This is a genomic window from Bradyrhizobium sp. PRIMUS42, assembly GCF_023006515.1.
Classification (GTDB): domain Bacteria; phylum Pseudomonadota; class Alphaproteobacteria; order Rhizobiales; family Xanthobacteraceae; genus Bradyrhizobium.
Genome location: NZ_JALBGZ010001549.1, coordinates 1 through 507, shown reverse-complemented (window position 1 = coordinate 507; position 507 = coordinate 1). Strand labels below are relative to the sequence as shown.

Below are 507 nucleotides of genomic sequence, written 5' to 3'. Positions count from 1 at the left end.
CGTCCGGCCATGGCGCCGCGGGCCACACCGCATATCGCCGCCCCTTCTCGCCCAAGTGCACCCCCGGCCGTGAGCGAGCGATCGGGACCGCAGCGCGAGATGCTTTCGCGCCAATCCGCAGAACGCCAAGACCGCATCGACCGCTTGCAGCGACGCGTGCAGCAATTGCAATCGCAGAAGCCGGAAGGCACAAGGGCACGAGACCAGCAGCAACGGTTGCTGCAGTCGCAGAGCCGCCTTCTTGAGCGCGAGCAGCGCGTCCAACAGCGCTCGCAGCACGTCGAGCAGCGACAGCGCGAGATGCTGTCGCGCCAGACGACGGAGCGCCAGACCCGCATCGAACGCCTGCAGCAGCGCGTGCAGCAATTGCAGTCGCAAAAGCCGGAAGGTGCGCAGGCGCAACGTCAGCAGCAACGGATGCTCCAGACGCAGAACCGCCTGCTTGATCGTGAGCAGCGCGCCCAGCAAGGTGACCTGGCGCGCCAGCAGCGGCTCGGACTGCAGGCT

General features: G+C 67.5%; 1 protein-coding gene. It reads right to left on the bottom strand.

Annotated elements, in window-relative coordinates; all coding sequences use genetic code 11:
• Positions 1 to 507: hypothetical protein (locus MOV75_RS41575; RefSeq protein WP_247008692.1), on the bottom strand; the 507-nt coding region annotated here is incomplete at both ends.